General features: G+C 67.8%; 8 protein-coding genes and 1 pseudogene. 6 read left to right on the top strand and 3 right to left on the bottom strand.

Features of this window, described 5'->3' with window-relative positions:
- Positions 1-274 precede the first annotated feature (274 nt).
- Positions 275-1,432 carry a lactonase family protein gene (locus AB4Y43_RS33125; protein ID WP_368729696.1) on the top strand — a complete coding sequence of 386 codons (1,158 nt, stop codon included), beginning with the start codon at positions 275-277 and terminating at the stop codon, positions 1,430-1,432.
- Between the two features lie 43 nt (positions 1,433-1,475).
- Here AB4Y43_RS33125 and AB4Y43_RS33130 read toward each other — a convergent pair whose 3' ends face one another.
- Together AB4Y43_RS33130 and AB4Y43_RS33135 are read right to left on the bottom strand one after the other, a co-directional pair.
- Positions 1,476-5,816 carry a DNA translocase FtsK gene (locus tag AB4Y43_RS33130; protein WP_368729697.1) on the bottom strand — a complete coding sequence of 1,447 codons (4,341 nt, stop codon included), beginning with the start codon at positions 5,814-5,816 and terminating at the stop codon, positions 1,476-1,478.
- 211 nt (positions 5,817-6,027) lie between these two features.
- On the bottom strand, positions 6,028-6,588 hold the full coding sequence (locus AB4Y43_RS33135) for an META domain-containing protein (RefSeq protein WP_368617051.1): 561 nt from the start codon (positions 6,586-6,588) through the stop codon (positions 6,028-6,030).
- A 319-nt stretch (positions 6,589-6,907) separates the two neighbouring features.
- Between AB4Y43_RS33135 and purT the strand changes: the two genes are divergently transcribed.
- From purT to AB4Y43_RS33160, 5 genes are all read left to right on the top strand, one after another.
- Complete coding sequence (gene purT, locus AB4Y43_RS33140; protein WP_069265349.1) at positions 6,908-8,131, top strand: formate-dependent phosphoribosylglycinamide formyltransferase; 1,224 nt, start codon at positions 6,908-6,910, stop codon at positions 8,129-8,131.
- Positions 8,132-8,192: 61 nt separating this feature from the next.
- Positions 8,193-8,579, top strand: coding sequence for an MliC family protein (locus AB4Y43_RS33145; protein ID WP_368683909.1), 387 nt, complete (start codon positions 8,193-8,195; stop codon positions 8,577-8,579).
- A gap of 114 nt (positions 8,580-8,693) precedes the next feature.
- Positions 8,694-10,340 carry an acetolactate synthase large subunit gene (locus tag AB4Y43_RS33150; protein WP_069265347.1) on the top strand — a complete coding sequence of 549 codons (1,647 nt, stop codon included), beginning with the start codon at positions 8,694-8,696 and terminating at the stop codon, positions 10,338-10,340.
- 24 nt (positions 10,341-10,364) lie between these two features.
- Positions 10,365-11,801 carry an aldehyde dehydrogenase family protein gene (locus tag AB4Y43_RS33155; protein WP_368729698.1) on the top strand — a complete coding sequence of 479 codons (1,437 nt, stop codon included), beginning with the start codon at positions 10,365-10,367 and terminating at the stop codon, positions 11,799-11,801.
- 598 nt (positions 11,802-12,399) lie between these two features.
- Positions 12,400-13,884, top strand: coding sequence for a DEAD/DEAH box helicase (locus AB4Y43_RS33160; protein WP_368606724.1), 1,485 nt, complete (start codon positions 12,400-12,402; stop codon positions 13,882-13,884).
- Positions 13,885-13,954: 70 nt separating this feature from the next.
- Here the strand turns inward: AB4Y43_RS33160 and AB4Y43_RS33165 are convergent.
- Positions 13,955-14,159, bottom strand: a pseudogene (locus tag AB4Y43_RS33165) (tRNA glutamyl-Q(34) synthetase GluQRS); the annotation flags it as partial.

The following is a 14,159-nucleotide window of genomic DNA, read 5'->3' on the forward strand; positions in this document are numbered from 1 at the left end:
TCGCGACCTCTCCTATACTGGGCCGGTGTCCCACGTATCAGACGAAAGCGGGGCGAATACGGTCGGCATTGCGACGAGGGCCGACCCGCTCCCCTGCATCGACAAGAAAAAGGAGGTCGACATGTTCCTTCGCCGTGCCGCCGCAAACGCCGTGCCTACGCCCTCCCGCTCATCGGCCCACTTATCTGCCCGTTCAGGTAGCCTTTCCCGATCGCGCCGGACTGAGGGCCGACCCGCGCATCTCCTTACCCAGCTCGTCAAAGGTGTTGTCATCATGGCTTCCGTCGCCGCGACGCATGCGTTCGCGCAATCCGCTTCCACGACCGCGCCCGCGGGCGGTGTCTACAACCTGATCGTCGGCACCTATACGGGCGGCAAGAGCGAGGGCCTCTACGTCTATCACTTCGATACGCAGACGGGCGACATGCAGCCGGTCAGCGTGGCGAAGACGGTGAACCCGTCGTTTCTCGTGGTGAGCAAGGACAACCGCTTCGTCTACGCAGTCAACGAGCTACCGGGCGACAACGGTCCTGCCAGCTTGCGCGGCGACGTGAGTGCGTTCGGCTTCGATGCCGCAAGCGGTCAGCTCACGTTTCTCGACAAGGTGTCGGCGCAGGGCAACGATCCGTGCTACCTGAGCCTCTCGCCGGATGGGCACTACCTCTTCGTGGCGAACTACTCGGTTGCGGCCGACCCGGGCGGCAGCTTCGCCGTCCTGCCCGTGCAGCAGGACGGCAAGCTGGGCGAGTCCGTGCTGACCGTGCACCACGAGGGCGGCGGCCCCGTGAAGGGGCGTCAGGACAATGCGCACGTGCACTCGACGGTGTTTTCGCCGGATGGGCGCTATCTCTTCACCCAGGATCTCGGCACCGACAAGCTCTGGACCTATCTCTATACGCCGGACGGCAGCCGCGGCCTGGTGAGCCCGACCGAATGGCGTTATACCGATGTGAAGTCGGGCAGTGGTCCGCGTCATCTGATCTTCGGCAATGACGGCCGTCACGCGTATCTCACGAGCGAACTGGCCGCCACCGTGACCGTGTTTGCGTATCACGATGGCCACATGAAGCTGGAACAAGTGGAGAAGCTGGCGGAACCGGGCTTCGAGGGAACGCAGGGCGCGGCGGCGCTCCATCTTTCGCCGGACGGCAAGTTCCTCTACGTTTCCAATCGCGGTGACGCCAACGACATCTCGATCTTCGCCGTCGATGGCGAGAGCGGCAAGCTCAAGCGCGTGGGGCGCCAGTCGAGCCTCGGCAAGTCGCCGCGCGAGTTCGCGATCGATCCGACCGGGCAGTGGCTCATCGTCGGCAACCAGAACAGCGATACCGCCTACGTGTTCCGGCGTGATCAGCAGACGGGTTTGCTGGAGCCGAATCCGAAGCGCATCGATATCGGCTCGCCGGTCGATTTCAAGTTCGTTGCGCAGTAACGGCTTGAGATGACGAAAGAAGGCGCGAGGCGCGCCTTCTTGCTTATTCGCCCTGAGCGCCGCCCGGCACGAGCACTTCGCGGCTGCCGTTGATGCCCATCGGCGAAACGAGTCCCGCCGTTTCCATCTGCTCGACCAGTCGCGCGGCGCGGTTGTAGCCGATGCGCAGTTGCCGCTGCACCGACGAGATCGACGCGCGCCGCGTGCGCACGACGAACGCGACGGCCTCGTCGTAGAGCGGATCGGCTTCGGCGTCGGGCGAGTCGCCGAACAGGTCCTGCGGCGCGCCTTCGGCCGCCGGGCCGTCGAGAATGCCTTCGACGTACTCGGGCTCGCCGAACTGCTTCAGATACTCCACGACCGCGTGCACTTCCTCGTCGGCGACGAACGCGCCGTGCACGCGCTGCGGGTAGCCCGTGCCCGGCGGCAGGAACAGCATGTCGCCCTGGCCGAGCAGCGACTCGGCGCCCATCTGGTCGAGAATCGTGCGCGAGTCGATCTTCGATGACACCTGGAACGCCACCCGCGTCGGAATATTCGCCTTGATGAGACCCGTGATGACGTCCACCGAAGGACGCTGCGTCGCGAGGATCAGGTGGATGCCGGCGGCGCGCGCCTTCTGTGCGAGACGCGCGATCAATTCTTCGATCTTCTTGCCCGCAACCATCATGAGGTCGGCGAGCTCGTCGATCACGACCACGATCATCGGCAGCGGCGAGAGCGGCTCGGGGGCTTCGGGCGTGAGCGAGAACGGGTTGCCGATCTTCTTTTCCTGGGCTTGCGCGTCGCGGATCTTCTGGTTGAAGCCCGCGAGATTGCGCACGCCCACCGCCGACATCAGCCGGTAGCGCTTCTCCATCTCGCCCACGCACCAGTTGAGCGCGTTGGCGGCGAGCTTCATGTCGGTCACGACCGGCGCGAGCAGATGCGGAATGCCTTCGTACACGGAAAGCTCGAGCATCTTCGGGTCGATCATGATGAGCCGCACGTCCTCGGGTGTCGCCTTGTAGAGCAGCGAGAGGATCATCGCGTTGATCGCGACCGACTTGCCCGAACCGGTCGTGCCCGCCACGAGCATGTGCGGCGCCTTGGCGAGATCGGTGACGATCGGATGGCCGACGATGTCCTTGCCCATCGCGATCGTGAGCTTCGACTGCGAGCGGTGGTACGGCGCCGATTCGAGGATTTCCGAGAGGCGGATCATCTGGCGGCGGGCGTTCGGCAATTCGAGGCCCATGCAGGTCTTGCCGGGAATCGTTTCGACCACGCGGATCGACGTGAGGCCGAGGCCGCGCGAGAGATCCTTCATCAAGCCGACGATCTGGCTGCCGCGCACGCCGAGCGCGGGTTCCACTTCGAAGCGCGTGATGACCGGGCCCGCCGAGGCGCCGACCACGGTCACGGGGACCTTGAACTCCTGAAGACGCTGCTCGATGAGCTGGCTCGTTTCGGCGAGCTTCTGCTCGGTGACGGGCTCGATCTCGGACGATGCGCGCTCGAGCAGATCGAGCCCCGGCAGTTCGACCGCCGATGCGCTGAGCGGCTCGAACACGAAGGACGTGGGCGCGTGGCCGCGCACCGGAGCGCGCTGGACTGCGGGCTCGGGAGCTTCGACCGCCTCGGGGGCTTCTATGGCTTCGATTGCTTCGGGTGCGGACTCGAAGTCGGGGCTCGCCGCGCCGGGTTCGGTCGCGATGGCGGGGTAGGGCGCCGCGATCGGGGTGGCAACCGGCGTCGCGGGCTGCGAGGGAGTCGGCGTGAGCGTGGCCTCGGCCGGTGCAGGACAGCTTTGCTTCGGCGTTTCGGCAACCCACGGCGGCGTTGCTGCGGGTGTGGGTGCCGGCGCTTGCACTGCGGACAGGGGCGTCGCGTCAAAAGGCGTTGCTTGAGTCGCCGGCGCGTCAGGTGCCGGCAACGCTTCAGCCGTTTCGTTCGCAACCCCTTGCGCTTCGTCCATCGACGCAGGGTATGCATCGACGCTGGCGGATTCGCTGTGCGCGACGGGCGCGAAAGACTCGCTCGCCTTCTGCTCTGCCACCGGCGAAGGCGCTGCGTCGAACGGCGTCGCGGGAGCCGCATGCGTAACCGTCGGCGCGACATGTGCAGGCGTCGCGGCGGCGTCGGGCTGCGTCTCGGGAGCGATGCGGGGGGAGTGCACGATGTTCGACGCGGCCGCTGTGTCGAGTTGGTCGTGTGCTTCGTGCGCAGCGTGCGCTTCGGTCGGAGCGGGTTGCTCGGCCTGCGCGTCTACCGCGCCCGGCGTTCGCGTCGCTGCGGGCACTGACACTGGCGCTGGTGCCACAGCCGGAGAAACCGCCGCGGGCGCAGGCGCAGGCACCTGCTCCTGCACCGTCGACGGGCTGAACGTGAAGAACGGTTCGGCAGTGTGCGTCTCGGCGGGGGCGGCAGCCGACGGTTCGTCGTCGAGCAGGATCCACGGCATGCCGTGATCCAGTGTCGGCCACGTCGAAGGCGTTGCAGCTTCCTCCACCGCAGCTTGCACCGGCTCGATGCGCGTCTCCTCGTTCGAGGCGCCGTGCGTGGCTTCGTCCACGTGCTCAGCAATCGGTTGCCAGGCAGTCGGCGCAGCCATGTAGCCGACGCTGGCCGAATTCGGCTCGGACGATGCTGTGTTCTGAGGCGCGGCAGGGTAGGGGGCAGCGGGCGTCGCGCCCGGCGTCGTGTCGCCCGGTTGCGGCGAGGCGTGCATTTCCACGAACGATTGCCCAGCCGGGTTTGGCGAAAGGTAGTCACCGTCCGACAGCGCGACCGGAGCGGACGTCGTTTCCAGCGACGCGGCCGAAGGCATCACCGGCAGCGCCGCCGTCGCGATGTCCGGCGATGCGCTCGAGAATTGCGCGTGCGTGTGTTCCTCGCCCGCGAGCGTACCCGCTTCGTCCAGGGTGCGGCGTGCGAGGCTCGCGCCGGCGAGGGTGGTCCAGCGCGCGGCGTTCTCTTCGATCGAGCGCAATGTTTCGAGCACGCTCGTCGAGAGCGGCGCCTGCGCCTGCGGTGCGCTGGTGGGCGCGAGGCGCGAGTAGGCGGGCGTCGCGGGCGGCGTTTCGGCTGGATGCGTGCCGAACGGCGCCGTGCGCGGCGCACTCATGGGCGGGCGAGGGTTCACGCGCGCGGGCTGCCCTTGCCAGACGTAGGGTTTCGGTGGCTTCGCGACGCGCGGCGGTGCGGCGGCCGCGGCGCGCGCGGCCGTGCTGCCTGCCGCAGGCGGCGGCGCCGTGCGGCGCGGCATGACGGGTTGTGCGAACGGCGAAGTCAGCGGATCGGGCGGTGGCGGCGTCGTGCCGAACGCGGCACTGCGCGCGGCGGCGGCGGCTGCGGCGGCACCGGCCGCGAGCGGCGCACCATGCACCACCGCGGAAGACGAAGCCGTGCGCGCTGCCGCGCCCGTCATCGCGGCGGCCATGGCCGGTCGCGTTTGAGGCGTCTGCGTCCGCCACGGGGCATTCGGCTGCGCAGGGATGCCCTGCACCCCTTGCGCAGGCGCCACGTCCTGCACTGCGCTCGCACCGCGCACCGGCTGGCGGCGCCCGTCGCCGAGCGGCGCGGCTGCTGGCTGCAACGGCGCGCGCGGCGGCTCCATCGGGGCTCGCGACGCACCCGCAGGCGGCGTTTGCCCCGGCGCACGCGTGCCGCGCAGCCAGTCGGCGGTCGCGGTCGGTTCGGTGCGCGCCCACGCCGCGGCGGGATCGGCGGGACCACGGAAGCCCGGTTCGGCGCGCCACGACCCGGCATCGGCAAACGCGTCCTGTGCGGTGGCAGCGGCCGACGCTGCGCCAGGTCCCGCAGCCATGGCACCGGCTGCGCGCGGGTTATCGCGACCCTCGCGCGCGTCACGCGCCGGCGGGCGCCAGATCGTCGGTCGTTTGCGCCGCGCGCCGTCGCCAGGCATCGGCGGAGTGAAGGTAGCGGCGCAATGTGCAGGCAGTCCCTCTTCGGCTGCGGCGCGACGGCTGCGGCGTTCGCGGCGCGGGCTGTCGTCAGTGTCACGCGCGGCGCGGATGTTCAGGCCGAGTCCGAGCGAAATATCCGCCCACGCGAGGAATTCGCGCCAATGGAAGTCGAGCAGCCACGGCAAGCTCACGAGGAGAAGCGCCGTCATCGCGAGCGGCGCGGCCACGTGGCCGATGAGCTTGCCGAGCCCGCCCGAAAGCGCGTGGCCGAATGCGTTGAACCCGGCGATGTCGATGAGCGTCGCCTCGAGCACGCAGCTCGCCAGGAGCACGCCGACGAAGCCGAGCCATAGACGGATCGTGCCAGGGCCGCGCAGGCCCGCGCCGCCCGGCAGCACGGACTTGACGAGACGCCAGATCAGGGGGATGAACCAGACGGCCGAAACGCCGAACCAGCCAGGAACTACCGTGTGCATGCCGAAGATGTACGTAGAGAAGGTGTGCGACGTGTGGAGTGTAACCGCTCAGCCCCTGCGCGCCGCCATCCACTTGAGGGCGGTGTTGCGTGCGGCACGGCAGGCGTTGCGCGCCTGACACGCCAATGACCCGGCGCGCGCCGGTTTGGTTCGCGCGCAACAAAAAAAGCGCCGCGCCGGGCAAGGGCGCGGCGGCTCATGCGCGCAGCGTTCACTGCGCCGGTTTGGCGTCGGAGGCGGCGCCGGGCGTCGCGGCCGGGCCCGTGCCCGGTTCGGCGCCCTGCTCGGCGAACGTCAGGCGGTCGCCGTTTTCGAGCACGAGAAAGAGCGATTGCGGATGGCGCATCTGCACGCCGGAGCGCGCGATTTGCGAGAGCGCTTCCAGATAAGCGCCCTCGATATCGCCGCCCGCGCCGATGCACGCCATGCGCGTGCCGCCGAGCTGGCCGAACGAGAGCAGGCCGTTCTTGAGCGTATAGGCGCCGAAATAGCGGTTGCAGCCCGAAAAGCCGCTTGCGCGGCGTTGGCCGCTCTCGGTCGAGAGGTCGAGCGTAATGGGGCGAGCGTCGGGGTTTTCGATGTTGCCGGCATCGGCGTGGCCGCCCGGCAGGGCGCGCATCGTGCCGTCGGCGCGCTTCCATTCCGCGAGCTGCCAGTGCGTGTTGTCGAGCAGCTGCGTCGTGGCGGGGTTGAACGGATCGGGCAGCGGCGCAGAGGCGTCCGTGTGCACGGGCAGCTTGCACGCGCACACCAGCAGGGCCGCAGCGAGCATCGCCGTGCGCGAGGCCAGCTTTCGCGCGAATTCGCCTCGGGCAGGGCGCGGGCGCGGGCGCATGGTCATGCGCGGGCTCTGGCTCGGTGCCTGGATCGGCGTGTGGCTCGCCGTCTGGCTAATAGGCATCGCATCGTTCCTCGTAATCGACGAAGGCGTAAGCGTAACGCACCGCGCTGCAGCATGCGAGCGCAAACGTGCGTGCGCCGTGCTGGAAGCGGGCGGCCGCCGACGCGCCAAAGCGCCGCGCCGCGGCAGGGCCGCGTGTTAACATCGGCGCTCTTACGCATTTGCGCCATACCGCCATTCTGGAGACATCATGCAAACCCGCCCCCGCATCGGCACGCCGCTTTCCGCTTCCGCCACCCGTGTCATGCTGCTCGGCGCGGGCGAGCTTGGCAAGGAAGTGATCATCGCGCTGCAACGTCTCGGCGTTGAGGTGATCGCCGTCGATCGTTACGAAAATGCGCCCGGCCATCAGGTCGCCCATCGCGCGCACGTGATCGACATGGCCGATCCCAAGGCGCTGCGCGCGCTCATCGACGCCGAACGCCCGCATCTCGTCGTGCCCGAAATCGAAGCGATCGCCACCGACGCGCTCGCCGCCGTCGAGGCCGAGGGTGTCGCCGAGGTGATCCCCACCGCGCGCGCCGCGCAGCTCACGATGAACCGCGAGGGCATTCGCCGCCTCGCCGCCGAGGAGCTCGGCCTCGCCACCTCGCCTTACGCGTTCGCCGATTCGCTCGACGAGCTGAAGGCGGGCGTCGCCAAGGTCGGCTATCCGTGCGTGGTGAAGCCGGTGATGTCGTCGTCGGGCAAGGGGCAGTCGGTCGTGCGCAGCGACGCCGATGTCGAGCGCGCCTGGGACTATGCGCTCGCGGGCGGCCGCGTAAATCGCGGTCGCGTGATCGTCGAGGGCTTCATCAACTTCGACTATGAAATCACGCAGCTCACCGTGCGCGCCATCGACCCGGCGAGCGGCCAGGTGCAAACCTATTTCTGCGATCCGATCGGCCACCTCCAGGTGGACGGCGACTACGTCGAATCGTGGCAGCCGCAGCCGATGAGCGCGAAGGCGCTCGAGCGCTCGCGCGAAATCTCGCACAAGGTGACCGAGGCGCTGGGCGGCCGCGGTCTCTTCGGCGTCGAGCTGTTCGTGCGCGGCGACGAGGTGTGGTTCTCGGAAGTGAGCCCGCGCCCGCACGACACGGGGCTCGTCACGCTCGCGTCGCAGCGCTTCTCCGAGTTCGAACTGCATGCGCGCGCGATTCTCGGCCTGCCCGTCGATACGACGGCGCGCGGTCCGGGCGCCTCGGCCGTGATCTACGGCGGCATGGACGCACGCGGCATCGCATTCGAAGGCGTGGCGCAGGCGCTGGCCGTGCCGGGCGCGGACCTGCGCCTGTTCGGCAAGCCCGAGAGCTTCGTGAAGCGCCGCATGGGTGTCGCGCTCGCCACGGGCGCCGACACCGACGAGGCCCGCTCGCGCGCTCGCGAAGCGGCTGCGGCGGTGCGCCCCGTGCCGGGCGACGCTGCGCAGTGAGCGCGCAGTGAGCGCGCAGTGAGCGTATAGCGCGGCGCCAACGCAACCCACGGAGAACACGATGATCGATGCTCGAAGCGGTGCAATCCGGTTGGCGGCAGCGTGCGGTCTCGCCGCCGCGCTCCACGTGAGCGCGGCGAACGCGGCGGCCCCGCTGGAAGTGCGTGACATCCAGGTGCAGTCGCGCCACACGTTCAGCTACACCTGCGCCAACAGCAAGACCTTCAAGGTCACCTATCTGAACGCGGCCAACGGCCAAAGCTTCGCGCTCGTGCCGGTGAAAGGCCGCAAGCTCCTTTTCGTCGGCGTGATCGCGGCTTCGGGCGTGAAGTACGTCGCCGACCGCTACACGTGGTGGACCAAGGGACCCGGCGCCGATCTCTACGACGTCACCTCCGACGCGAGTCCGAAGCCGGTGCTCTCGGGCTGCGCGACGCTCATGCGCTGACGCCGAACGCACGCTTCACGACGCATTGCGCCTCGCGGTAGTAACCTGACGGCCTGTTCGCGAAGGCCGGCTGCCGCCCGCGCGCCGGCCACGCTCTTGCCAGCGAGGTGGTCGATGAAAGCATCGGATCTGTTCGTGAAGGCGCTCGAAGCAGAAGGCGTCGAGTATGTGTTCGGTATTCCAGGGGAAGAGAACCTTGATCTGCTCGAATCGCTGCGGCGCTCGAAGATTCGTCTGATCGTCACGCGCCACGAGCAGGCCGCGGGCTTCATGGCCGCCACTTACGGACGGCTGACGGGCCGCACCGGCGTGTGTCTGGCCACGCTCGGACCCGGCGCCACCAACTTCGTGACCGCCGCGGCCTACGCGCAGCTCGGCGGCATGCCCATGCTGATGGTCACGGGCCAGAAGCCCATCAAGTCGAGCAAGCAGGGCCACTTCCAGATCGTCGACGTGGTGCGCATGATGGAGCCGCTCACCAAGTACGCGCGTCAGATCGTCTCCATCGGCAACATTCCGGCGCTCGTGCGCGAGGCGTTTCGCCAGGCCGAGCAGGAGCGGCCCGGCGCCGTGCATCTCGAGCTGCCCGAAGACGTGGCCGACGAAGAGGGCGACGGCAAGCCCATTCCCAAGAGCTTCAGCCGCCGGCCCGTGGCCGAGGAAAAGGCCGTCGCGCACGCGGTCGGGGCGATCTGCAAAGCGCGCCATCCGCTTCTCATGATCGGCGCGGGGGGCAATCGCAAGACCACGCGCAACGTGCTGCGCGAATTCGTCGACGAAACCGGCATCCCGTTCTTCACCACGCAGATGGGCAAGGGCGTGATCGACGAGTCGCATCCGCTGTGGCTCGGCAACGCCACGCTTTCGGACGGCGATTTCGTGCACCGCGCGATCGAGCACGCCGACTGCATCATCAACGTCGGCCACGACGTGATCGAAAAGCCGCCGTTCTTCATGCGCAGCGCGGAAGAAAAAACCGTCATCCACGTGAATTTTCTCGGCGCGGAAGTCGACCCCGTGTATTTCCCGCAGATCGAGGTGGTGGGCGACATCGCCAACGCCGTGTGGCAGCTCAAGGAGAGCCTGAAACCGCGCGAGCACGCGTGGGACTTCGCGCGCTTCGAGGAGATCAAGCGCCATTTCGAGGCGCATCTCGCCAAAGGCCAGCACGACGAGCGCTTTCCCATGTACCCGGTGCGGCTCGTGCACGACGTGTACGGCGCGATGCCCGACGATGGCATCCTGTGTCTCGACAACGGCATGTACAAGATCTGGTTCGCGCGCTACTACCGCGCACGTGAGCCCAACTCGATCCTGCTCGACAACGCGCTCGCCTCGATGGGCGCGGGGCTGCCCTCGGCCATCGCCACGAAGATCGTGCATCCGCAGCGCAAGGTCGTGGCGGTCTGCGGCGACGGCGGCTTCATGATGAATTCGCAGGAACTGGAGACGGCGGTGCGCCTGAAGCTCGATCTGGTCGTGCTGCTGTTGCGCGACGACGCGTTCGGCATGATCCGCTGGAAGCAGGAAAACATGAATTTCCCCGATTACGGGATGACGCTGCAGAACCCCGATTTCGTCGACTATGCGCAGAGCTATGGCGCGCATGGCCATCGCGTGGGCTCGGCGGACGAACTCAAGCCGCTCGTCGAGCAGTGCCTCGCGCAGCCGGGCGTGCATGTGATCGACGTGCCCATCGACTATTCGGACAACGAGCGCGTGCTCAATCGCGACATCAAGCGCCTGAGCGCGCAGCTTTGACGCCGCACTTACGGAGAACCCGTCATGCTCAAACCGACTTATCCGTACTATCTGGCCAACGAGGCCGTTGCCGCCAATACCGACCTCGAGGTCACCGACAAATACAGCGGCGAAGTCGCCACGCGCGTCGCGCTCGCCGACGCGAAGGCGATCGACGAGGCCATTGCGGCGGCCGAAGCCGCCATGCCCGCCATGCGTGCGTTCCCGCCATACAAGCGCCAGGCCGTGATCGATCATTGCGTGGCGCGCTTTCGCGAGCGCTTCGACGAGCTGGCGATGGCGCTGTGCATCGAGGCGGGCAAGCCGATCAACGACTCGCGCGGCGAGGCCACGCGCCTGATCGACACGTTCCGCGTGGCCGCCGAAGAGAGCGTGCGCATCGACGGCGAGATCGTCAATCTCGAGATTTCGGCGCGCGCGAAGGGCTATCACGGCTACGTGAAGCGTGTGCCGATCGGACCGTGCTCGTTCATCTCGCCGTTCAATTTCCCGCTCAATCTGGCGGCGCACAAGGTCGCGCCGGCGCTCGCCGCGGGCGTGCCGTTCGTGCTGAAGCCCGCGAGCCGCACGCCGGTGGGGGCGCTCATCATCGGCGAGGTGCTGGCGGAAACCGACCTGCCCAAGGGCGCGTTCTCGATCCTGCCCGCGCACCGCGACGGTGCCGACCTCTTCACCACCGACGAGCGCTTCAAGCTGCTTTCATTCACGGGCTCGCCCGCGGTGGGCTGGGACCTCAAGAAGAAGGCCGGCAAGAAGAAGGTGGTGCTGGAGCTGGGCGGCAATGCGGCGGCTATCGTCGACGGCGATCAGGGCGGCAAGCTCGACTACGTCGTCGACCGGCTGGCGTTCGGCGCGTACTACCAGTCGGGGCAGAGCTGCATCGGCGTGCAGCGCATTCTCGTGCACGCGTCGATCTACGAGACGCTGCGCGACAAGCTCATCGCCAAGGTCAAGACGCTCAAGATGGGCGACCCGAAGGACGAGACAACCTTCGTCGGGCCGATGATCTCGGAGTCCGAGTCGAAGCGTCTGGCGGGCTGGATGGAGAGCGCGGTGCTCGCGGGGGCGAAGATCGTCGCGGGCGGCAAGGTGGACGGCGCGATGTTCGAGGCCACGCTGCTCGAAGACGTGCGCCGCGACACCGACCTCTACCGCAAGGAGGCGTTCGGGCCGGTCGCGATCCTCGAGCGTTTCGACGACTTCGGCAAAGCGCTCGACATCGTCAACGACAGCGATTTCGGCCTGCAGGCGGGCGTCTTCACGGATTCGCTCGCCAACGCGCATCGCGCGTGGGACGGGCTCGACGTGGGCGGCGTGGTGATCAACGACATTCCGTCATTTCGCGTCGATAACATGCCGTACGGCGGCGTGAAGGACTCGGGCCTCGGGCGCGAGGGCGTGCGCTACGCGATCGAGGATATGACCGAACTGCGGCTGATGGTGATGCGCGAGATGTGGTGATCAGGGTGCAGCGGGCTGGCGAAAAAATGGTGCGATTCTGCGCCGCATGGCGCGCGGGGATTTCCCGTGCGCCATGTTGCAGAACGCATGGCCCGCTGCCATAGGGATTTATGCCAAGGTGCTACAATACCGGCCTTTCGGCCCTTTGCGCCTGCCGCAGAGGGGGGCAGAACGCCCGCAGCAGGCACGCAGCAAGCGGGCAGCAAGCACGCAGCAAGCACGCAGCAAGCCGCCCCGAGGCTTGCTGGATCGGCCTGAACGGTCGATCGAGCCGTTTTGACACATCCGGTGCGCACGCGCGTCAAGAGACGAGGACGGCGCCGGAACCATCTGGAATCGAGCGAGTCTGGCTGGGTTGAACCCGAGCGAGCGCGGCGATGCAGCCAGCGCCCCGTCCCCGGCAGATTGTCTCGTCGTCCCACGGGCCATCCCGGGCCATCCGTTTGCCGGGAAGCCCTCGCGGGCGTGTGTTCCGCCCGTCGCAGGAGGGCGCCTGACGTGTTGTCCGGCGCCTTTGCATCGACCTGCAATGCCCAGCAGTGACCATTTGAGGCGCTTCCGCGCCTTGCGCGAATAGCGCCTTTATAGCGAAGCCACCATGTCCGACACAGCCGTCACGCCCAGCATTGCGAACTTTGACCAGTTTGGTCTGGCCCCCGAAATCCTCCGGGCCATCAAGGAGCAGGGCTACACGACGCCCACGCCGATCCAGGCGGAGGCGATTCCCGTGGTGCTCACGGGCCGCGACGTGCTGGCTGCAGCGCAGACTGGCACGGGCAAGACGGCGGGTTTCTCGCTGCCGATCCTGCAACGCCTCTTGCCGTTGGCGAGCACGAGCGCCTCGCCCGCACGGCATCCCGTGCGCGCGCTGATTCTCACACCGACGCGCGAGCTGGCCGACCAGGTCGCCAACAACGTGCGCACCTACGCGCAGCACACGCCGCTGCGCAGCGCGGTGGTGTTCGGCGGCGTCGACATGAATCCGCAGTCCGACGAGCTGCGCCGCGGCGTGGAAATCCTGATCGCGACGCCTGGCCGCCTGCTCGACCACGTGCAGCAGAAGACCACGAGCCTCGGTCAGGTGCAGATGCTCGTGCTCGACGAAGCCGACCGCATGCTCGACATGGGCTTTCTGCCCGACCTGCAGCGCATCCTGAACCTGCTGCCGAAGGAGCGCCAGACGCTGCTGTTCTCGGCCACGTTCTCGGGCGAGATCAAGAAGCTTGCCGCGACCTATCTGCGCACGCCGCAGACCATCGAGGTGGCGCGCAGCAACTCCACCGCGACCAATGTCACCCAGGTGGTGTACGAAGTCGCCGAGGGCGACAAGACCGGCGCGGTCGTTCAACTGATCCGCGAGCGGGGCCTGAAGCAGGTGATCGTGTTCTGCAACAGCAAGATCGGCGCGAGCCGTCTTGCGCGCCAGATCGAAAAGCAGGGCATCGTCGCGGCCGCGATCCACGGCGACCGCACGCAGAGCGAGCGCATGCAGGCGCTCGACGCCTTCAAGCGCGGCGAAATCGAAGCGCTCGTGGCGACCGACGTGGCCGCGCGCGGCCTCGATATTGCCGAACTGCCCGCCGTCATCAACTTCGACCTGCCGTTCAACGCCGAAGACTACGTGCACCGGATCGGCCGCACCGGCCGTGCAGGCGCCTCGGGTGACGCGCTGTCGCTGTGCAGCCCGAACGAGAAGAAGCAGCTCGCCGATATCGAGAAGCTCATCAAGCGCCCGCTGACCGTGGAGCGCCTCGTGGTCGACGTGCCGGTGGCGCATCACGAGGGTGGCGGCCGGCGCCGCGAGCGCGACGGCTATGAAAGCCGCGAAGGCCGCGGTGAACGTGGCGAGCGCGGCACGCACCGCCGCGCGGCCTCGTTCGAGCGCCCGCATCACCATCGTTCGCAGCCGATCGATGACTTTTTCCTGAAGCCCTACGAGCCTTCGGCGAGCGCGCGCAGCAAGGTGGAAGACAAGCCCGCGAACGCCGCGCCGCAGAAGCAGCAATCGAAGCAGCCGCTCGCGGCGCTGCTGGGCGGCCTCGGGTCGTCGTGGCGCAACAAGCCGACGTCGTCTTCGAGCTGAGTTCGAGCGCGAAAGAATCGCGCGACGCAAAAAAAACGGCATGTCGCTCCTGGCGGCATGCCGTTTTTGTTTATGCGGCGGGCAATTGCACGAGCCGCCGCTTCCACGCGTCGATCGCGGCCAGCTGGAACGCTGCGAGCGTCGCGGGCGCGGGATCGTGCAATTCGAGGCCCAGGTGCCGTGCGGCGGCCATCAGCGTTTCCAGCGGGCGTGACGCGTCGAGCGCCTGCGCCCCGGTCTGCTTCGACAGCTTTTCCCCATCCGCGTTCGTGACG

Source organism: Paraburkholderia sp. BR10872, assembly GCF_040965835.1.
GTDB lineage: Bacteria > Pseudomonadota > Gammaproteobacteria > Burkholderiales > Burkholderiaceae > Paraburkholderia > Paraburkholderia nodosa_A.